The organism is Janthinobacterium sp. GW460-12-1-14-LB5, assembly GCF_059423585.1.
The window spans coordinates 26,123-45,302 of record NZ_JBWKYD010000016.1; the positions used below are offsets into that span (position 1 = coordinate 26,123).

Consider the following 19,180-nt stretch of genomic DNA (forward strand, 5'->3'; position numbering starts at 1 on the left):
ATCAGCACGCCAGAAAGCGTGCTGGCCGGCAAGCCTCCAGGGCTAGCGCCGGCTGGCCATCGACGATTTCCCCGCTGGCCAGCTGGCCCACGATGGCCGCCAGCACGACGCCCGGATGCATGGCGCACACGTACACGCCGCCCACCTGCGGCAGATAGCCGATGACGGGCACGCCGTCAAGCGGCATGGGGCGCAGGCCGATGCCGGCGAATGCCGGCACGATGGCCTCCGCCCCCTCCAGTTCGTCCCGGATCGCGCTGGCCGTGCGTAGCGCGATGGCGGCGGGCTGGTTTTCCGGCGCGTCGTCCAGGTAATCTTCCGCTGCCAGCATGGTCCCGTCCTCGGCTTGCCGCACTTCCATTGCATGATTGGAAATAATCGCGCGCACGAGTCCCGGCGGCGCCTGGTAGCGCAGGAAGATGGCGGGCGAGGCGTGAATCGGCAGGCTGGCGCCCAGTTGCGCGGCCAGTTGGGCAGTGCCCGTGCCTGCCGCCAGCACGACCATATCGGCCCCGATGAGGCCCGCGGCCGTCTCCACGCCCGTCACCTGCGCGTCCCTGGCGGTAAAACCCAGCACGGGCGTGTGCGTGCGGACCGTCGCACCGAGCGCCTGGGCCGCTGCCAGCAAGGCGTGCGTGGCGGCAACGGCGTCGAGCGCGCCCTGCTCCGGCTCGTACAGCGCTTGTTCCGGCGGCTGCCGCAGACGTGGTTCAAACCGGGCGATGCGCGAGCGGTCCAGCACGATGGATGACGAAGACACGCGCCCATCCTGCGTGCCATACGACAAGGCGCCGTGCCAGCGCACCGTCAGGCCGGGTACCTGCGTTTCCAGTTGGCGCCAGGCCGCGATGGCGCCGCCGCGCAGGGCCGCGATGGGGTCAATCCCCGCGCAGGACGCGTTAATCCACGCAAACGAGGTGCCCGTCACGCCGGACGCGACGCCGCCCGCCTCGACCACGGTGACTTGTGCGCCCTTGCTGGCCAGGTGGTAGGCGAGCGACGCGCCGACGATGCCGGCGCCGATGACGACGATGCGTGCTGGACGTTTGAGGCTTTCCTGATTCATCTCTGATAATTGTTTATTTCTCACAGGATAGAGTCTACCCCAGCCGCCCGCAAATCCAGCGCATAGGCATGGCCATCGACAACATTGCCTTCCACCATGGCAATATCGGGCACGGCCATTCCCTGCACGAAACCGCAGCGCTCCAGCACGCGGATCGATGCCGCATTGCCGTCGATGGCGTAGGCGCACAGGCTGGCCAGCTGCCATTCGTCTTGCGCCAGATCAATCAGATGGCGTAGCGCGGCCGTTGCCAGGCCCTTGCCCGCCTGCTGCTCGCCGATGCGGTAGCCGACTTCGGCTACGCCTTGCTCGCGGTCAATGTCCTTGAGGTTGGCGCGCCCGATCAATTGTCCGTGTTCATCCACCATGATGCAGGGGTGCATGCGGCCCTGTGCGTGCTCGCCCAGAAATTGCGCGACGTGGGCATGAATGCCGTCGAGGCTGTAAAAATCATCGGGGCGCCGGTCGATATGGCGCTCGAACCAGGCCCGGTTGGCTTGCTCGAAAGCCAGCAAGGGCGCGGCATCGCCGGGGCGCAGGGTGCGAATGGTAAATATGCTCATGAAGACTCCTGGAAAGGCATGAGTCTAGTGACGCGCCGCCCGGCCCGTCAATCTTGATTCCATCAATCAATATAAAGCGACAGCCGCTACAATGGCCGCCATGAACAACGATCTGTCCGCTGCCGAGGCTGCGCGCCTCTTGAACGTCAGCCTGCCCACCCTGTATTCCTACGTGAGCCGGGGTTTGCTCGCTTCCGTCAGCAATGGGGCATCGCGCCGCAAGCGCTATTCGCGGGAAGACGTGCTGCGCCTGGCGGCGCGCAAGAACGATGCCAAACGCGGTGGCCAGACGGCCATGGCGGCCATAAACTGGGGCTTGCCCGTGCTGGAAACGCGGATTTCCCACATACTCGATGGACGGTTGCTGTACCGGGGCTGCGATGCGACGGCGCTGGCCGAGTCCGCGACGCTGGAGACGGCCGCCGGCCTGCTGTGGGACGACAACGCGGGCGACTATTTTCAGCAGGATGCGTCAGCCCAGCGGCCGGGGCTGGCCGGCGCGCCGGACGGGCCGCCGCTGGCGCGCGCCATGCTCGCCCTGGCCATGCTGGCGTCCACGTCCGCGAATCTGCCTGCAACCATGCTGCCATCCGGCCCCGCCCTGATGCGCATCCTGGCCGCCGCCCTGCTCCGGACGCCGCCGTCCATCCTGCCGCTGCACCTGCAGCTGGCCCGGGCGTGGCAAGCCGATGCGGAGCAAACAGAATTGATCCGCGCCGCGCTGGTATTGCTGGCCGACCATGAATTGAATGCATCGACCTTTGCCGTGCGCTGCGTCGCTTCGACGGGCGCCAGCCTGCCCGCCGCGCTGATGGCCGGGCTGGCGGCCTTGTCCGGCGACAAGCACGGCGGCGGCAGCGCGGCGGCCCGGCGCATGTTGACGCAGGCGCTGGCCGCACCGGATGCCGGGGCCGCCATCGTCGCCTGTTACCAAGCCGTCGCGCCGGAATTCGCCGGTTTTGGCCACCCGCTGTATCCGCATGGCGACCCGCGCGCCGCGTATCTGCTGGGAATCCTGTCGAGAATGGCGCACGAAAAACCGGAACTGGCCGCCATTCTGTCCGTCTGCGCCACGGCGGGCAAACGGCTCAATGCCCGCCCGAACGCCGACCTGGCGCTGGCCGCCATGGAGCTGGCGTTCGGCTGGCCCGAGGGCGCCGGCATGAGCGTGTTTGCGCTGGCCCGCTCGGCCGGCTGGATCGCGCATGCCGCCGAGCAAGCCGCCAGCGCTGCCCTGATCCGTCCGCGCGCCCGCTACATCGGACGCCATCAGCGCGATTAAAATAGTCGCTTGATTTATTACGCATACGTAGTAGCATACTCCGCATGCGTACCAATACCTTCCCACAATCCGACCTTCCTGAAGCCGCCGCCTGCCCGCTGGGCGAGCGTTCGCCGCGCCTGTTCAACCTGCTCAACCTGGCGCGCCAGAACCTGTTCCGCTCGGCCGATGCCGTGTTCACCAGCGAACTGGGATTTTCCGGCACGCAAGTTGTCGCCCTGTTTGCCTTGAAGGGCGAAGAAGGCTGCCAATTGAAGGATCTGGGGCGGGCGCTGCAGCTGAAAAACTCGGCCGTCACGGGCCTGGTGGCGCGCATGGAAGAAAACGGCCTGATCGTGCGCGGCCAGTCGGCGCTTGATGCGCGCGCCGGCACCCTGCACATGTCGGCCAGGGGCGGCGAGGTGCTGGCCGCCGCCCTGCCCCTGCTCGACAGCCTGAATGAACAACTGAAAGCGGGTTTCAGCGAGGAAGAACTGGCCATCGTCGCCCGCTTCCTGCTGCACGCCTCGCGCCTGCGTTTTGCGCAAGATCAAGCCACCCCACAGACAAAAGCTGGGGTCAGACCCTGAGGGTCTGACCCCGGTCATTGCCCTTGGGTTAAGCATTTTCATACCCTTTTTTCTCACCCACAGGAGTTACCATGCACCCCAACGACATGACCGGCTTGCAACTGATGCAAGCTTTCGCGCAAGGCCTGTTCCCCCGGCCCGGCATTTCCAAGACCATGCCCATGGATGCGCATACGATCGAGCACGGCCGCGTGATCTTCACGGCCACGGCGAATGAAAACCACACGAATCCCATGGGCGGCGTGCATGGCGGTTTCGCTGCCACCGTGCTCGACACGGTCACGGGCTGCGCCACGCACACTGTCTTGCCGGCCGGCGAAAGCTATGGCACGACGGACCTGAACATCAAGATGTGCCGTCCCCTGCCCTTCAACGTGACGGTCTTTGCGGAAGGCAAAGTCATCAATGCGGGACGCAACCTGGTCATTTCCGAAGGCACGATCCGCGACGAAGCGGGTAAAGTCTACGCGCACGCGACGGCCACCTGCATGATCATCCGGCCCCGGGAACAAGCGGCCGCATGATACGGCCCGGCAATGTCGAGGATGCCTGGCAGAAGTGGGCGGCAAGCTGGGCTACGGCGCCGAGGATGGCTCTTTCTACAACTGGCGAAGGGCATCCCGCAATTGAATGTTGATAGTTGCTGCTTTCATCTTGGCTGGGTTGACATTCAGAAAAGTGGAAGCCCACATGAAAGTTCTACAACATATTGCGCAATATATTGTATGATCGGCTTTCACCGTGGGGGAACATTAAGAATGCGTTATCACTTATGTCTGCTTCAAACGCTGTCGGCACTGTCCATCGTCTGCGCATCAAGCGCTTTTGCCGAGGCACCTGGCATCTCGCGAGACGAAAAGAGCGCGGTCATCGCCTCCCTCGATAGCGCCCTGAATGCGAACTATCCGTTTCCGGACATCGCAAGAAAAATTGCGCCGGTGCTTCAGGAGCGTCTGAAAAAGGGAGACTATGACGCGGCGGCCACGAAGGCTGAGTTTGCGAGCAAGCTGACCGACGATCTCGTCAAAGTCAGCGGCGACCTGCATTTTTTCGTCGGTGCCGATGCGAAGTGGATCGCCGAATTCAAGGCGAAGGCCGATCCGGCGCTCAAGGCCAGTATACGAAAAGAAGAATCGCGCAGGCTGGAGGAAACCAATTTCGGTTTCGACGAGGTCGCCCGCCTGAAGGGAAATATCGGTTATATACGGTTCAGCTATTTTGCCGATCCCGAACTTGCCTATGATACGGCCGCGTCCGTTATGCGCTTCGTCGGCAATACGGATGCCGTTATCATCGATTTGCGCTATAACAATGGCGGACATCTGGAAATGGCGCAATTCCTGGCGAGCTATTTCTTTTCCAGCGAGAAAGACCAGCTGCTCTTCGACTATTATTATAATGAGGATGGCAAGCGTATCCAGCGCGGGCAATGGGTGCTGCCGGGCTTGCCGGGCAGGCGCATGGTGGACAAGCCCGTCTATATCCTGACCGGCTCCACGTCGTTTTCCTCCGCAGAATGGTTTTCCTATGCGATGAAGAAGCTTGGGCGCGCAACCCTGATCGGGGAGCGGACCGCCGGCGGTGCGCATCCGGTCGCGCGCAAGCCGCTCAACGACGATTTTTTCGTGCAAGTGCCGATCGGCCAGATCCAGGATCCCGTGGACCATGGCGATTTTGAGGGAACCGGCGTGCAACCCGATATCGCCAGCCCCTCGATTCGCGCGCTGCCGCTGGCGCACAAGCTGGCGCTTGAAAATCTGGCGAAGAACGATGAGGCCAGGCGAACCGAACTGGCCTGGCTGCTCCCCAGCTTGACGGCAGCGATCGAGCGCCCGCACGCCGATGCCCGGATGCTGGCGAAAGCGGCCGGAAAATATGAAGGCCGCCAGATCATTCTGGACAATGGCACGCTCTATTATCTCTGGCGCGAACGGTTTCGGGTCGCGCTTGAGCCGATCGGCCCCGACCTGTTCGCGGTGGAAGGCGTGTCAGATTTTCGATACCGCTTGAATGTTTCAAGCGGGAAAGTGACGGAGCTGGAACGCGTGAACAAGGATGGCAGCATCCAGAGGTACAAGCGCCTTGACTAAAGAGACACTTCACCCGGCCGCGATCGATGACGCGGTGTTCCTCGGCCGCGCCGTAGAACGGCTGAGCGTCCTGATCGCCGAGCAATCCAAGGCGGTCTTCGATACGATGGGGATCGTCATCCCGGTTCGCTCCTGTTCGCTGATGACTGTTCTGGCAACGCTCGGCTCGGCCTCCGCCTCGGATCTGGCGCGCGAACTCGGACATTCGCACCAGCTGGTCATGCAAAAGATACCAAAGCTGCTACGCCTGGGCCTCATCCGGTATCGGAACGACGACCATGATGCCCGGCGACGGATATTGATGCCCACCGATGAAGGCTTGTCGCAACTGGCGAAATTCGAGCAGTGCACGGTGCTGATACGGGCGGCCTATGCCGGCTTGTTTGCCGAGGTGGGAGACGTCAGGCAATTCGTGGACCGGGCCGCCGATGCGCTCAACGCGAGGCCGCTGGACAAGCGCATCAGTTCCCCGGGCTGACGGAGACGGTGTCCACGCCTGCCTGGCCTGGTCAGAATGTCTGAAATGCGGGGCTCCGGTTTCTCCGCTGTAGCAGTCGTCCGGCTGATACAGCATGTGCGTGTGCGCGCCGCCTTGTGTCTTGTCGCTGCCGCGCCGCGCTTCTAGACTGGGGCCTTCTCCACGCTGCGACTGCCTGCCATGACCGAACTTCTGCCCCTGATGAGTTATTGCTTTGTGATGTCCGCCACGCCCGGGCCCAACAACGTCATGCTGGCCACCACCGGCGCCAATTTCGGTTATCGCGGCGCGCTGCCGGTCATCCTCGGCATCCAGGCCGGCATCTTCGTGCAGACCATGCTCATGTGCGTGGGACTGGGCAGCGTGTTCGTCGCGTACCCGATGGCGCAGCAGCTGCTGCGCATCGCGGGCGCGCTGTACCTGATGTTCCTGGCCTGGAAGCTGGCCGGCGCCTCGGTGGCGGGAAGCAGCGCACCGAAGGCCGTGTCGTTCGCGCAGGCGGCGCTGTTTCAGGCGCTGAACCCGAAGAGCTGGCTCAAGGCGATCACCATGGCCTCGGTCTTCATGCCGGCGCAGGGCAACATGCTCGCCAGCGCGCTGCTGGTGTCCGTGACCGGCACCGTCGTGGGCACGCCGTGCAACGCCATGTGGGCGCTGTTCGGCGTCTCGATCCGCGGCGTGCTGAAAGCGCCGCGCAACCAGCGCATCTTCAATCTGGCGATGGGGGCCGTCCTGCTGGTCCTCGCCGTGACGTTTTTACGCTAGACTGGCACCATGTTCGCCATCGACCGCTCTTCGCCTATCGCCCTCTTTAAACAGATCGAGGCCGCCATGCGCCAGCAGATCGCGCAACGCGTCCTGCCTGGCGGGACCAGGCTGCCGTCGATCCGCCAGCTCGCCACGCAACTCGCGGTCAGCACCAACACCGTGGTGGTGGCGTATGACAGGCTGGTGGCCGCCGGCGTCATCGATACGCACGGCACGACGGGCTTCTTCGTCTGCGCGCCCGCTGACGCCAGCCGCGCCATTCCCGACGAGGTGGCGCTGGAAGCGGGACAGGAGCAGGAGCCGGTCTGGCTGAGCCAGCAAGTGAACGACCAGCGGCCAGGCGTGCTGCTGGCCAGCAGCGGCGCCCTGCCGCCCACCTGGCTGCAGGATGCGCTGCCAGCGGCCGCCGTGCAACGCGGCCTGGCGCGCAGCGCGGCCGGCATGGCCTCGCGCTGCCCGCCGCAAGGGCTGGCCGAACTGCGCGAGCAGATCGCGCTGCTGTTGCGCGGCATCGGCATCGCCGCGGACGCCGGCCACATCCTCACCACGTTCGGCGGCACCCATGCCATCGACCTGATCTGCCGCACCTTCCTGCAGCCCGGCGATACGGTGCTGGTGGAAGACCCCGGATACTTCCTGATGTTCGGCCGGCTGCGCCAGGACGGCGTGCGCCTGGTGCCGATCACGCGCCGCCCCGACGGCCTCGACCTGGACGAGCTGGAAGCGGCCTGCCGCGCGCACCGTCCGCGCCTGCTGTTCATGCAGACGGCCTTGCACAATCCCACCGGGTGGAGCAGCAGCGCCGCCAACCTGCACAAGGTGCTGATCCTGGCGCAGCAGTACGGCTTCCTGATCGCCGAAGACGACGTGCACGGCCATTTCCAGCCGGGCCACAGCACGCGGCTGGCATCGCTGTCCGGACTGGATGGCGTGATCTACTACTCCAGCCTGTGCAAGGCGCTGAGCCCGGCCCTGCGCATGGGCTACCTGGCCGCGGCGCCCGCCCTGCTCAAGCCGCTGATGCGCACCAAGATCCACTCCATCATGACTTTGCCGGCGCTGAACGAATACGTGCTGCTGGAAGTGCTCAAGGCCGGCAACCTGCGCAAGCACCTGGAGCGGCTGCAACGCAAGATTATGGTGGCGCGCAACGCCAGCACGCGGCAACTGAGCGCGGCCGGCGTGCTGTTCGAGCAGCCCGGCGACGCAGGCATTTTCCTGTGGGGCAGCATGCCCGCAGGGCTGGATGTGGACTTGCTGGTGCAGGACGCCTACCGCAACAAGATCCTGCTGATGCGCGGCGCCGCGTTCTCGGCCAACGACACGCCCGACCAGCACATCCGCTTCAACGTCGCCTTCAGCCAGCATCCACGCGTAAGCGCCTACCTGGAAGAACGCCTGCGCGCCGTGGCCGGAGCGCGCTCAAGCCTGGCCCGCGCCAGCGCCGCCGCCGGCATCGTGCGCAAGGATGCTTAACAGGGTAGTGTTTATGGCACTGGGATTCCTGGCCGGCATCGCCTTCGCCATGCTGCCGCATGCGTTTGAGATCGTTGCAAAGACCAGCGTTTGTCGGGAATCATGCTCCAGTTCGCTGAAAGTCGTATCCGTCGCCATCTATGCGGCCTTGCCGATAGCATGGGGCGGGCTGTTCGGGATAACGACAGGAAAACCTCATGCAACACGCATATTGCTCACCAGTGCGCTCTTCTCCCTGCTTGTCATGGCAATATTGACCTGGTTTCTCTACAGGCAGCAACATCCTTGATTTTCAAATTTTTCACCAGACAGGCACCAGGATGCTTTTTTTCTCGCTGGCGGGCAAAAGAATTGGCGTATCAAATGTTCATGTTCCCGGCACCTCGATTGGCTGCCCGGACTTGAGCAAGGCGAGGCGCATCCTGTTTGTGGAGGTCGAGTGAAACGCATAGGCTTGTCGCTCGGCTTTCTCATTGTCGGACTATTGACAACCTGGGCTGCATTGGTCGCTGGCAGTCACATGTCGTTCAGGTTTCATTTCAAGCTGTTGCACCGCGACGCGGGAGCTTGCTACGAAATAGGACCGTGTTCGGTGCCCTGGTGGGTCATTGCCGCGCTGGTAGCCTATCTTCTTGGCCCATCGTTCATTTTTACGGTGACGGGATGGCTTAGCGCACGGCCCGGCGTTACCGCATCTAAAAAACTGCGCAGACTCTTGCTGCTGACCGTCCTTACCGTTTTCCTGTATCTGCTGGGGTATGCCATCAGTTGAATGGTCAACGCAACCCACTGTTCAAACCCTTGCCGGCGCGCCGCCGCAAGCTGTTGTCGGGTGCCTCAGTCCGCCGCCTTCCTCTTTCCCTTCAACAAACTCCCCGCCGCATTGTCCTCGAAGCGCCCCGCCTCTTCTATATAGCCATGCACGGTGCCGTCGTGGCGCCAGCCGCCTTGGCGCTTGATGGCCTGGAAATCGGCGCCGGCCCGGTGCGCGCTGGTGGCCATGCCGCGGCGCAAGCTGTGGCTCGATAGTTCCGGCACGTAATCGAGGCCGGCCAGCCGGGCGCAGCCTTCCAATATCGTGTTGATGCTGCTCGCGTGCAACCCCTTTCCGCCCACATGGCCCCACTGGTTGACGGTGCGCAAGAGCGGGCCGCTGGCGATGGCGGCCACGCCCAGCCAGGCGCGCAGGGCCGTGGCCGGGCAGCAGACGCCGTCGCCGAACGGGATCGCCTTGACGATGCCTTCGCCCGACTGGTCCGTTTTCGAGCGGGGCAAGGTGATCACCAGGCCTTGTGGCTCCCAGCTCACGTCTTCCAGCTTCAAACCCACCAGTTCGCTGCGCCGGAAACCGCCAAAAAAGCCCAGCTGCAGCAAGGCGTTGTCGCGCAGGGCCTTGTTCGTGCCCAGCGCGGCCAGTCTGGCGACGATCAACTCCAGGTCTTCCAGCGGCAGCGCCCTCGCCTTCTTTTTCGGCTTGCCGTGCAGGCGCGCGATGCCGGCCAGGGTCTTGCGCACGGTGGGCGTGGACGCGGGGTCCGCAAAGCCCTGGTACACATGCCACTGCGACAGGGCCGTCAGGCGCAGGGCCAGCGTGCGCGCATTCAGGCTGTCCGCATACGCCATCAAATAGCGGATGACGGTCGATTCGTCGGCGGGCAGCACCCCGCCCCAGGCCTGGAAGTGGCGGATGGCGGAACGGTAGGTGCGGCGCGTGTTGTCGGACGTGGCGGCGGCCAGAAACGCCTGGTGGCGCGCGGCCAGCTCCGCATCGATCAGGGCGCCGTGTAATGGCACAGGAGCCAAGGCGGCGCTTTTCGGCACGGCTAGGCGGCGTTTAGTCAGGGGCAAATCAGGCATGGCGGCAGCGAAATCGCGGTTTTGTACTGGGAGGGTCACAGAATAGCATGCCAGACACCCCCATAACACGCGATAAGCGATCTTATCGCAGCTTATATTTTTCAAGAATCATTAAAATTTATATCGTAATATTATTCGATATTACGTATCATGTAATACGTTACTAAATTTCGCTCATAGGTGATTTCATGGCCCGCACCGGCATTTTGTACTCTGATGTTATGAAAGCAGCCCAAATCGTTGCTGCCGATGGGCGCAATCCCACGGTCGACAGCGTGCGCGAAGCGCTGGGCAGCACGGGCAGCAAGAGCACCATCGCGCCCCTGCTCAAGCGCTGGAAGGAGGAGTTTCAGGGCGCGGGCGCCGTGAAGACGGAGGCAGGCTTGCCGGCGGAGCTGATGGAAGCGATGCGCGGTGTCTATGAAAAACAGCAGCGCGACGTGGCGCAGCAGCTGGAAACGGGCATGCAGCAACACCGCGCGGAACGCGACGCGGCACTGGAAACATTGAAGAAGACGGAAACGGAGCGTTTAAAACTGACGGAGGCGCGCGCCGCCCTCACCCAGGAATTGCGCGCCACCCAGCACGCGCTGGCGCAATTGAAGGAAGAACACCATTTCCGGGCCGTCACCCTGGCGACCTTGCACAGCGACAACGCGGGCCTGACGCAGCGCCTGGCCGACCGCGGCGAGGAAATCGCCGCCCTGAACCGCCAGCTGGCGCAGGTGCGCTCGCAGTTCGATCATTACCAGGAGGCATCAGCCGCGCAGCGCAGCGAGGAACGGGCGCAGGCACAGCAACAGATCAGCCGCCTGGAACAGGACAATGCGCAATTGCAGCAGCGGCTGCAGGGCCAGCAAGCGACCCTGGTGCAGCAAGACATGCGCCTGGCGCAATTGCAGGCGGAGCAAACGCGCCTGGCCAGCGAAGCGGCGGCCGACCGCGAGGCGCTGGCCACCGTGCGCCCCGAGCGCGACCAGTTCGAGTTTCAATACTTGCAGGCGGCCGCGTCCGCCGACGCCCTGCTGGCCAAGCTGGACACGGCCCTGCTGGCGCTGAACGACGCCAAGGTGGCGCTGGCCGCCCAAGACCGCCAGCTCGACATGCTGGCGGAAAATACGCAGGCAACGCAGCAGCGCGCCGAAGCGCTGGCGCTGGAACGCGATGCCTTGCTGCGCGACAATGCCGGGATGGCCGCGCGCCTGGCGCTGCACAACAAGGGGAAGCGCGATGTTTGAGCCCGTCTACATGGTGCGGGATCTATATGATGGTCCCGGACAGGCCGGGGGCCGCATCCGAAGCCATGCTTACAGGCGCCGGTTCAGCACGCTGTCGATATCGTGGGTTGCCAGTTCAAGGTCGACCACGCCGTCCTGCAGCCAGTAGCCGTCGCCTCCCTGCTGCAGTGCATCCATGTCGAGCGCGCCCAGCGCTGGCGCGATGGCGCCGGCGAGCAAGGCCGCCGCGTCGTCCCATTCCCCGTAAAACAGTTTCAGATACCAGCCGTCGTCGTGGGCAAAGGCAAGAAAGCGGCCGCGCAAGGCGGGCAGTGGGATGAGCGCGCCACGGTGGCCGAGCAGCGCGGACACGTCCGCATCGCCGGGGGCCGGCGGCGCGCCCCGGTAATCGGCCCAGGCATGGCTGCCGCAGGCGTACAGGTCTTCCCTGGCCAGGGCCGCTAATTGTTGCCGCGCCAAGGCCTGCCAGGCGGCAGGCTTTTTGATTGTGCCGGCGCCGCCCTTGCGCAGCACGATGCCGTCCGCGTCCAGCAGCGCGTGCACCACATCCTTGAATTCGATGCCGGAAGCGACCAGCATGCGCTCGGCCGGGTCGTGCCAGATATACAGATAATGTCTCAAGTAGCGGTCCGTTTTGGTTTTGGCGCCGTATTCAGCGCCACGGCGGCGCGTATCAGCGCCTTGAATGCGGCGGTATCGAGGTGCTCGCCTTCATGCAGGTCGATGGCCCGGCGCGTGTTGCCGTCCAGGCTGGCATTGAAGAGACCGGCCGGATCGGGCAAGGCGGCGCCCTTGGCAAAGGTGAGTTTCACCGCCCGTTGATAGGTTTCGCCCGTGCAAATCATGCCCGCGTGCGACCAGACGGGCACGCCGCGCCATTTGACTTCCTCGACCACGTCCGGATCCGCCGCGTGGATCAGCGCCCGCACGGCGGCCAGGGTTTTGCCGCGCCAGTCGGCCAGCGCAGCGATTTTCGCATCGATCTGGCTGGCGGCGGACGCGCTGCTTGCCGCCTCATTCCCGGGCGGCGCGCCGCTTGCTGCTCTTTTCATGGCTCACGTCTCCTTCCTGTGCGCTTGCCTCACTGCCCCGTATCGGCCATGCAGGCGGCCAGCGCGGCAATGAACTGGTCGCGCAAGGCCAGGTATTGCGCATCCGTCGCGAATTCCCGCTTGCCCGCCGGCTGATTGAGCAGATAAGCGGTGGCGACCGTCCCGCTGGCCGCATGCAGCAAGGTATATAAACTGATCACGCCTGACGAATGCGTGATGTACGGGTTGTTCAATCCTAGCACTTCCACGCCCTGGCGCGCGTCCGTTTCCAGCGGCACCTGCTGTGGCGGCTTGCTGTTGGCCGACATCTCCTGCATTTGCGCCACGATGGTCTCGCGGTCGGCGGCAAAGCCGCCTGCGGCACTGCGTTCGATTTTCAGGTTCACGAAGGGCAAGCTGCTTTTGTGAAACAACATCAGCCGATAGCCGTCGGCCGTCGATACCCGGCGCTCTCCCGCCTTCATCTTGATGACGCGCGACGTCGCGCTGAGCGGCAAGCGGTCCTGCTGGCGGAACTGGAACTCGCTGCGGTTGATGCATTGCGCCAACGGCGCCAGGGGATCGGCCGTGCGCTCTTGCGCCTGGGCGGCCAGTGCGGCAACGAGCAAGGGAAGGACAAGCAATTGGCGGTGGTTCATGAAAGGCGTCGTTCATCGGGTTGGCGAGCAGGGAGAATAAGCGTCAACATTACCAAAAGGCAACTGTTTAGTTGCCATCCTCTAAATACCCATGGGCATAGCTTCTTAATATGAAATTCACCTGGCCCGCGTAGCATTCAGCTTGGCAAGGCGCTCACTGTGCAGCGCCTGTCCTCACCGGCTCAATCATGAATGACATCGCATTACCCTTGCGCCACGGCCCTGTCGTGGCACACCCCGCCAGCGGGCACCGCCTGAAAGCGGCGCTGGGCGCCCTGTTCTTTCCCCGCCAGCGCACGCGCTGGCTAGCGTTTCTGGGCAGCATGCCCGGCTTGACTTCCCTGGCGCAGCTGCACCCTTGCCTGCGCTTCAAGATCTACCGCCCGTACGCCTCGCGCCAGCTCGCTTGCGCGGACCGCCTGGCCTTGCTGGAAGGACATTACCGCTTCCTGTGGCAAGCGGGCGCCCGCGTGCTGGTCGAGCGGGCCGCGCGCCAGCCCCTGGTGCTGGCCGCGTTCGAGGGCAAGGATGGGACGCTGTTCCGCTTGCAGCTGACGGCCATCCACGACAGCTACCGCGAAGGCGAACTGTGTCTGCGCCTGACGCGCGATGGCCAGCCGCTGTACCTGGCCAGCTTTCTGTTCCTGCCGCGCGCCGATGGCGTCTCGCTGCAGCTGGGCGCGCTGCAAGGCTTGCGTTCCGAGGCGGGCAAGCTGGCCGTGAAGGCGGCCACGCGCGCGCTGCACGGTTGCCGCCCGAAAAACCTGATGGTCACGGCCCTGCGCGATTTCGGCGATTTTTTTGCCTGCAATAACCTGTTCTTGATCAGTAATGACAACCGCATCGCCCTGAATGCACGCCGGCGGCGCCATATCGCCACCGATTACGACCTGGCGTGGCAGGAATTGCACGCCTTGCGCATGCGCGACGGCAATTATCACTTGCCCTGCGCAGCCTACCGCGTGCCGGATCTGGCCGACGTGCCCTCGAAGAAACGCGCCGATGCGCGCCGGCGCGGCGAATTGCTGCAAGGCATGTCCGCCGGCATGCGCGCACAGCTGGCGGGCTTGCTGGAAGCGCCGATGGCTGAACATTGAGCAAGCACAAGCGTTGCCATACCGGCAAACATAAAACTCAGGCAACCTTCATGTTGACGCCGTATCCTTCCCCATGCATGCCAGCCACCATATGCGGGGCCGGCGCGCATACGGCCCACCCTGGACAAGGTTTCCCATGACACCCACTTTCGCCCTCCTCCCCCTTTGCCTGCTCGGCAGCGCCGCATTGGCCGCCCCCGTGCTGGACGACGCCGTGCGCCAGCGCGCGGAAGAATTGACAAGCACGGGCATGCACGCCAGCATCGTCATCGCCGTGATCGACGGCAGGGACAGCGCCGTCTACGGCTTTGGCAGCGTGCAGGCAGGCAAAAACACCAAGCCGGGCGCCGACACCGTCTACCAGATCGGCTCCGTCACCAAGACCATGACGGCCCTGCTGTTGGCCGACGCCGTCGTCGAAGGCAAGGTCAAACTCGACGAGCCGGTGGCGGCAGTATTGCCGGGCTACACGGTGCCGGCCTTCGAGGGCAAGCAGATCAGCCTGCTCGACCTGGCCACGCATTATTCAGCGCTGCCGCGCCTGCCCGACAACTTCGCGCCGAAAGACCCCGCCAATCCGTATGCGGACTACACGGAAGCGAAGCAGCGGCAATTTCTCGCCGCCTACCATCTGCCGCGCGCGCCGGGCACCAAATTTGACTACTCGAACATCGGCTATGCCGTGCTGGGCACGGCCCTGGCGGCGCGCTCGGGCAGCAGTTATGAAGCGCTGCTGCAAAAGCGCATCGCCGTGCCGCTGGGCATGCGCTCGACGTCGAACACGCCCACGCACGGCATGCTGGCGCGCCTGGCGCCCGGCCATCTGCTGTCGGGCGAGCCCACACCGGCCTGGGAGCTGAACGTGGTGGCACCGGCCGGCGGCGTGTATTCGAGCGCGCGCGACATGGTTGCCTACCTGCAAGCGTACATGTTCAAGCCGCTGCGCCCGTATGCGCTGGCGATCCAGCCGCAGCGTCCGGTGGCGTCTGGCGACGACACGAAAATCGGCCTGTCCTGGCTGCTGGAGCAGCGACAGGGACAAAGCTACGCCTGGCACAGCGGCCAGACGGGCGGCTACAGCAGCTACGCGGCATTTACCACGGATGGCAAGCGGGGCGTGGTGGTGTTGACGAACACGGCGCGCACCATCGACGCGCTGGGCTTGTCCGCCTTGCTGCCCGGTACGCCCTTGCCGCCGCTGAAAAAGCCGCAAGCGGCCATCGAGCTGCCGCGCGCAACATTGGCCGAATACGTGGGCGAGTATGCGCTGGGCGAGGATTTCACGTTGACGGTGTCGTTGGGCAAGCATGGCCTGGAAGCGGCCGGCTCGGGCGTCGGCTCGGCGCCCCTGTTTGCCAGCGCAAAAGATGCTTTCTTCTTCCGCGCCATCGAGGCCGACCTGGCGTTTACGCGCGACGCGGCGGGCAAGATTGCCGGCGCCGTGCTCACGCAAGGCGGGCAGGACGCCGTCTTGCCGCGCAAGCAGTAAAACTCAAGCGCCCGGGTCTTGCATGAATTGCTCGACCCGGGCGACAAATTCCGCCTTGCTGCGCGTGCGGAATTCGCCCAGGAAGACGTCGCTGCCGGGGACGATCTTGCCATGGCGGTCGTATGCCACCTTGGCCATCTCCAGCACGAACTCGCCCTGCGGATCGTCTTCCGGCTCGAAATGCGAATTGAAGCAGTAACCGCTGTCGCGGCAATGACCCCACAGCAACAATGCGCTGCTGAACCACTGCATGGTATCGGCACCGGGACCCACCTCGAACAGGGTGTTGACGGTGAGGTGCCAGCCGCCCGGCACGCGCAGCGGCTGCAACGGATAGGGATAGCGCGGCTGTTTCATGTGGACGATGGCAGGCGGCGGGTTGCGTAAAAGGCGAGGAATTCGGCAGCCGGCAGCGCTTTCGCAAACAGCCAGCCCTGGCCGAATTCCACCTTGCGTTCCAGCAGATAATCGGCCTGCTGCTGCGTTTCGATGCCTTCGGCCACGATCAGCATGTTCAGGGTGCGCGCCATGGCGATGATGTGCGGCGTGACGCTGCTGGTGGCCGCGTCCGTGCCGATGGTGTCGACGAAGGATTTGTCGATTTTCAGGGCGTCGAGCGGCAGGTTTTGCAGGCTGGACAGGCTGGAATAGCCGGTGCCGAAGTCGTCGATGGCCACCGCATGGCCGCGCGCCCTGGCCTTGTCAATGGTGGCGCGCGCCGCTTCCACGTTGATGAAGCCCCGTTCCGTCGCTTCCAGCCAGATTTGCTGCGCCTCGATGCCGGTGCCGTCCAGGGCGCGCTCGAGCACGTCGAGCACCCGCCCCGTCTCGATATCGCTGGCGCACAGGTTGATGGCGATGTGCAGTTCGCGGTCGGCCAGCAGCGCGGCGCGCATGTCGGCAATGACGCAGGCGATCACCTGGTCCGTGATGGGCAGAATGAGGTCGCTTTCCTCGGCCACGGGGATGAACAGGTCGGGCCGTATCATGCTGCCGTCGGGACGGCGCCAGCGTATCAGCGCCTCGGCGCCCACGCACACGCCCGTGTCGAGCGCAATAATCGGTTGATAATGGACAAAGAATTCGCGCCGTTCGACCGCCGTTTCCAGTTCGCCGCGCAGCGACAGCCGGCGGCGCGACAGCCACACGACGATGCCGACGATAAAGGCGGCCATCAACAAACCCATGGGCAGGAGCAGCAGCTGTTCGCGCCGCAGCCTGTCGTTGAGCTTGCTGCGCGGCTCGATCATGACGGCCGTCAAGCCATCGCGGTACAGCATCGCATGGATGTGGCCGTCGTGCGCCGCGTCTACGTTCGCCGGCAGCCCGGCGAGCAAGCTTTGCACCAGCGCGGGATCGGGATGGTGCAAGGTGTCGAGCACGCCTTCCTTGCCGATGGCCACGGCCATCTGGATGTCGCTGTCGACGATGACGTCGGAAAAGCGCACGGGATCGATCAGCACTTTATAGGCGCGGTGGGACAGCCCCACCATGCGCTTGCCGCCGCTGACGACGGGGCGCAGGTTGAAATCGATGCCCATGCCGTTGGCCAGGGTGAAGTCGGCGGGCGTGACGGCGATGCGCGCCTCTTCGATGCCCGTGGACGTACATTTGAGCAAGCCGTTTTCCACGTAGCCGATATCGTCGATGCTGCGCGTGGTGATGGTGATGCGGCGCAATTGCTGGATATGCGCCTCCGAGCACGGCGCCAGATCCAGCGCATCGGCGCTGCGCAGGGCGGCGCTGGCCGAGGCGATGGAACGGTGGGCGCGCTCGAGCGCGTAGCCGGCCAGCAGGCGCAGGCGTTCCTGCTCGCCCTGCTCGGCGCGCACGGACGACAGATAGAAGGCCAGGCTCAGGGGCGCGGCCACGCCGATGACGGCGACCAGCACGCTCGTGATGATAATGCGTTTTCTGCGCATGCGGATACCTGTGGTAGTTATATGATTGCCATGTATTGCTCGATGGCATCATATTACAAGTGCGGGCGGCGCACGCGCATATTACTGAAGAGTTACACTTTTTCCAGCGGCCGCGCCAGCACGAACACCAGCGCCGCCACCACGGCCGCCAGCCCGCCAGCCAGGTACAGCACGCTGGCAAAGCCGTCGATGAAGGCGTGCCGGGCGGCCTCCTGCGCCACGGCTTGCAGCGCGGGCGGCAGCTGGCCGAAGGCGTCGGCCGCGTTGCCGGCGACGATGCGCCCGATCATCTCGGGCGAAGCCTTCAAGCCGTGCAGCCACGCCAGTTGCTCGAACGAGGCGGCCGTGCGCATGGCCAGCACGGCCCCCAGCGCGCCCACGGCCAGCACGATGCCGACGAAGCGCGTGGTGGTGCTGATGCCGGAGCCCATGCCCGTGCGCTCGCGGGGAATGCAGGCGAGGATGGCCTTCTGGGTCGTGCCGTTCAGCAAGCCGGCCCCCGCGCCCGTGACGACCATGCCGGCCCCTACCAGCCCGTACGACAGGCTGGCGGCGGCCAGGGCCGTGGCGACGTTGCCCACGGCGACGATCAGCAAGCCCGTCACGAGGATGCCGCGGTCGTCCAGCACCCGCATGGCGCGCGGCGCCAGCCTTGACATCACCACCATGGCGACGGCGAACGGCAGCATGGCGCAGCCGGCCAGCACGGCGGAAAAGCCGAAGCCGTTCTGCAGGTACAGCGGCAAAAACGTCATCATCACTTGCGCGGCGATGGCGTAGCCGAACATGCCCAGCACGGCGCCGACGAACACGCGCCTCCCAAACAGGCTCAAGTCGACCATCGGCGCGCGCTGGCGCCGTTCCACCAGCACGAAGACGGCCAGCAGCGCGGCGCCGGCCGCAAAGCGCAGCATGGTGGCATGGCTGGACCAGCCCGCCACGCTGGCGTCGATCAAGCCCCAGATGATGCAGAACAGGCCGGCGGAGAACAGCAGCGCGCCCAATGGATCAAAACTGGCGTTGGACGCGTCCTTCGACTCGTCCACGTGCTTGCCTACCAGCCACATCAAAATGGCGACGACGGGCAGGTTCAGATAGAAGATCCAGCGCCAGTTGATGGCGCTCGTGACCAGGCCACCGAGCAGTGGCGCCACCGTCATGGCCACGCCCATGGCCGCGCCCCACACGGACCAGGCGCGCGCCCGCTCCTTTTCCGCATGGAAGGTGTGGCCGATGACGGCCAGCGCGGAGGTCAGCAGCAGCGCGGCGCCGAGGCCCTTGACGGCGCGCGCCACGTTGAGCACGAACGGCGTCCATGCCAGGCCGCACAGCAGCGAGGCCAGCGCGAACACGGCCAGGCCAGACAGCATCACCTTGCGGCGTCCCAGGCGGTCGGCGATGCTGCCGGCGGGCAACAAAAACGAGGCGAACGCCAGCATGTAGGCGCTGACCACCCATTCCACGTCGACGAAGCTGGCGTTGAGCGAGCGGGCGATGGACGGCAGCGAGACGGCGACGACGTTGGTGTCGAGCATGATCAGCGCGCACACGCCCGAGCACGTATAGAGGGTCCAGTTGGTATTTTTCATGCCTGT

21 protein-coding genes are annotated in these 19,180 nt (G+C 64.6%); 12 read left to right on the top strand and 9 right to left on the bottom strand.

Going from position 1 to position 19,180, the window contains the following annotated elements; genetic code table 11:
* Position 1 precedes the first annotated feature (1 nt).
* Together AC07X6_RS17420 and AC07X6_RS17425 are read right to left on the bottom strand one after the other, a co-directional pair.
* Positions 2–1,066: an NAD(P)/FAD-dependent oxidoreductase gene (locus AC07X6_RS17420; protein ID WP_494791791.1), complete on the bottom strand. Its 1,065-nt coding sequence runs from the start codon at positions 1,064–1,066 to the stop codon at positions 2–4.
* A gap of 20 nt (positions 1,067–1,086) precedes the next feature.
* Entirely contained in the window at positions 1,087–1,629 is a 543-nt protein-coding gene (locus AC07X6_RS17425; protein WP_494791792.1) for a GNAT family N-acetyltransferase, read from the bottom strand.
* 100 nt (positions 1,630–1,729) lie between these two features.
* Between AC07X6_RS17425 and AC07X6_RS17430 the strand changes: the two genes are divergently transcribed.
* The 9 genes from AC07X6_RS17430 (at position 1,730) to AC07X6_RS17470 (ending at position 9,064) form a co-directional block, all read left to right on the top strand.
* Positions 1,730–2,911 (top strand): citrate synthase family protein, encoded by a 1,182-nt coding sequence (locus AC07X6_RS17430; RefSeq protein ID WP_494791793.1) that lies wholly within the window; start codon positions 1,730–1,732, stop codon positions 2,909–2,911.
* A gap of 44 nt (positions 2,912–2,955) precedes the next feature.
* Positions 2,956–3,480 (top strand): MarR family winged helix-turn-helix transcriptional regulator, encoded by a 525-nt coding sequence (locus AC07X6_RS17435; protein WP_494791794.1) that lies wholly within the window; start codon positions 2,956–2,958, stop codon positions 3,478–3,480.
* Between the two features lie 71 nt (positions 3,481–3,551).
* Positions 3,552–4,004 (top strand): PaaI family thioesterase, encoded by a 453-nt coding sequence (locus AC07X6_RS17440; RefSeq protein WP_070288367.1) that lies wholly within the window; start codon positions 3,552–3,554, stop codon positions 4,002–4,004.
* 234 nt (positions 4,005–4,238) lie between these two features.
* Positions 4,239–5,570, top strand: a complete 1,332-nt coding sequence (locus tag AC07X6_RS17445) for a S41 family peptidase (RefSeq protein ID WP_494791795.1) — start codon at positions 4,239–4,241, stop codon at positions 5,568–5,570.
* Complete coding sequence (locus tag AC07X6_RS17450; protein WP_494791796.1) at positions 5,563–6,048, top strand: MarR family winged helix-turn-helix transcriptional regulator; 486 nt, start codon at positions 5,563–5,565, stop codon at positions 6,046–6,048. Before AC07X6_RS17445 ends, AC07X6_RS17450 begins: the two co-directional genes overlap by 8 nt.
* A 180-nt stretch (positions 6,049–6,228) precedes the next feature.
* On the top strand, positions 6,229–6,813 hold the full coding sequence (locus AC07X6_RS17455) for a LysE family translocator (RefSeq protein WP_494791797.1): 585 nt from the start codon (positions 6,229–6,231) through the stop codon (positions 6,811–6,813).
* A 9-nt stretch (positions 6,814–6,822) separates the two neighbouring features.
* Positions 6,823–8,292 (top strand): aminotransferase-like domain-containing protein, encoded by a 1,470-nt coding sequence (locus AC07X6_RS17460; RefSeq protein WP_494791798.1) that lies wholly within the window; start codon positions 6,823–6,825, stop codon positions 8,290–8,292.
* Between the two features lie 13 nt (positions 8,293–8,305).
* Complete coding sequence (locus AC07X6_RS17465) at positions 8,306–8,581, top strand: hypothetical protein (RefSeq protein ID WP_494791799.1); 276 nt, start codon at positions 8,306–8,308, stop codon at positions 8,579–8,581.
* A 150-nt stretch (positions 8,582–8,731) separates the two neighbouring features.
* Positions 8,732–9,064: a hypothetical protein gene (locus tag AC07X6_RS17470; protein ID WP_494791800.1), complete on the top strand. Its 333-nt coding sequence runs from the start codon at positions 8,732–8,734 to the stop codon at positions 9,062–9,064.
* A gap of 65 nt (positions 9,065–9,129) precedes the next feature.
* Here the strand turns inward: AC07X6_RS17470 and AC07X6_RS17475 are convergent, their stop codons facing one another.
* Positions 9,130–10,149, bottom strand: coding sequence for a site-specific integrase (locus tag AC07X6_RS17475; RefSeq protein ID WP_494791801.1), 1,020 nt, complete (start codon positions 10,147–10,149; stop codon positions 9,130–9,132).
* A 221-nt stretch (positions 10,150–10,370) separates the two neighbouring features.
* On the opposite strand from AC07X6_RS17475, the gene AC07X6_RS17480 reads away from it, so the two are divergent.
* Positions 10,371–11,387 (top strand): DNA-binding protein, encoded by a 1,017-nt coding sequence (locus tag AC07X6_RS17480; protein ID WP_494791802.1) that lies wholly within the window; start codon positions 10,371–10,373, stop codon positions 11,385–11,387.
* A 69-nt stretch (positions 11,388–11,456) separates the two neighbouring features.
* Here AC07X6_RS17480 and AC07X6_RS17485 read toward each other — a convergent pair whose 3' ends face one another.
* Genes AC07X6_RS17485 through AC07X6_RS17495 form a run of 3 tightly spaced genes read right to left on the bottom strand, consistent with a single transcriptional unit; the run spans position 11,457 to position 13,077 of the window.
* A complete protein-coding gene (locus AC07X6_RS17485; RefSeq protein WP_494791803.1) occupies positions 11,457–12,008 on the bottom strand; it encodes a hypothetical protein in 552 nt (183 codons plus the stop codon).
* Positions 12,005–12,439: a DUF1801 domain-containing protein gene (locus AC07X6_RS17490; RefSeq protein ID WP_494791804.1), complete on the bottom strand. Its 435-nt coding sequence runs from the start codon at positions 12,437–12,439 to the stop codon at positions 12,005–12,007. Before AC07X6_RS17490 ends, AC07X6_RS17485 begins: the two co-directional genes overlap by 4 nt.
* 29 nt (positions 12,440–12,468) lie before the next feature.
* Positions 12,469–13,077 (bottom strand): hypothetical protein, encoded by a 609-nt coding sequence (locus AC07X6_RS17495; protein ID WP_494791805.1) that lies wholly within the window; start codon positions 13,075–13,077, stop codon positions 12,469–12,471.
* A 188-nt stretch (positions 13,078–13,265) separates the two neighbouring features.
* Between AC07X6_RS17495 and AC07X6_RS17500 the strand changes: the two genes are divergently transcribed.
* Positions 13,266–14,174, top strand: a complete 909-nt coding sequence (locus tag AC07X6_RS17500; RefSeq protein WP_494791806.1) for a VirK/YbjX family protein — start codon at positions 13,266–13,268, stop codon at positions 14,172–14,174.
* A gap of 136 nt (positions 14,175–14,310) precedes the next feature.
* Entirely contained in the window at positions 14,311–15,663 is a 1,353-nt protein-coding gene (locus AC07X6_RS17505; protein WP_494791807.1) for a serine hydrolase domain-containing protein, read from the top strand.
* A 3-nt stretch (positions 15,664–15,666) separates the two neighbouring features.
* Here the strand turns inward: AC07X6_RS17505 and AC07X6_RS17510 are convergent, their stop codons facing one another.
* The 3 genes from AC07X6_RS17510 to AC07X6_RS17520 all read right to left on the bottom strand — a co-directional run bounded on the left by AC07X6_RS17510 (position 15,667) and on the right by AC07X6_RS17520 (position 19,174).
* Positions 15,667–16,020, bottom strand: a complete 354-nt coding sequence (locus tag AC07X6_RS17510) for a hypothetical protein (RefSeq protein WP_494791808.1) — start codon at positions 16,018–16,020, stop codon at positions 15,667–15,669.
* Positions 16,017–17,585, bottom strand: a complete 1,569-nt coding sequence (locus AC07X6_RS17515; RefSeq protein WP_494791809.1) for an EAL domain-containing protein — start codon at positions 17,583–17,585, stop codon at positions 16,017–16,019. The genes AC07X6_RS17510 and AC07X6_RS17515 overlap by 4 nt, the downstream gene beginning before the upstream one ends.
* A 92-nt stretch (positions 17,586–17,677) precedes the next feature.
* Positions 17,678–19,174, bottom strand: a complete 1,497-nt coding sequence (locus tag AC07X6_RS17520; RefSeq protein WP_494791810.1) for an MFS transporter — start codon at positions 19,172–19,174, stop codon at positions 17,678–17,680.
* Positions 19,175–19,180 lie beyond the last annotated feature (6 nt).